Consider the following 627-nt stretch of genomic DNA (forward strand, 5'->3'; position numbering starts at 1 on the left):
GGTAGTAGGTAAGCGATGGTGTGACGCAGGAAGGTAGCCTCCGCGTGGCGATGGTTGTCCACGTTTAAGCATGTAGGGCGTGTCGTAGGCAAATCCGCGACACTGACTTTGATGTTGAGCCTGAGATGTGATGATGACCGCATTGGCGGGAAGTGGGTGATCCTATGCTGTCGAGAAAAGCATCTAGCGAGGTTCGAGCCGCCCGTACCCTAAACCGACTCAGGTGGTCAGGTAGAGAATACTAAGGCGATCGAGTGAATCGTGGTTAAGGAACTCGGCAAAATGCCCCCGTAACTTCGGGAGAAGGGGGGCCTGAGGCGTGACCTGTCCTTGCGACGGTGAGCGTTTGAGGGCCGCAGAGACCAGGGAGAAGCGACTGTTTACTAAAAACACAGGTCCGTGCGAAGTCGCAAGACGATGTATACGGACTGACGCCTGCCCGGTGCTGGAACGTTAAGGGGACCGGTTAGCCTTTCGGGGCGAAGCTGAGAACTTAAGCGCCAGTAAACGGCGGTGGTAACTATAACCATCCTAAGGTAGCGAAATTCCTTGTCGGGTAAGTTCCGACCTGCACGAATGGCGTAACGACTTCTCCGCTGTCTCAACCGCGAACTCGGCGAAATTGCA

At 55.2% G+C, this 627-nt stretch carries 1 rRNA gene; it reads left to right on the forward strand.

The features are described 5' to 3' along the window. Positions 1–627 (forward strand): 23S ribosomal RNA (locus tag QSK18_RS35685); the annotation flags it as partial.

Origin of the sequence: Kineosporia sp. NBRC 101677, from assembly GCF_030269265.1 — a bacterium.
Taxonomy (GTDB): domain Bacteria; phylum Actinomycetota; class Actinomycetes; order Actinomycetales; family Kineosporiaceae; genus Kineosporia; species Kineosporia rhizophila.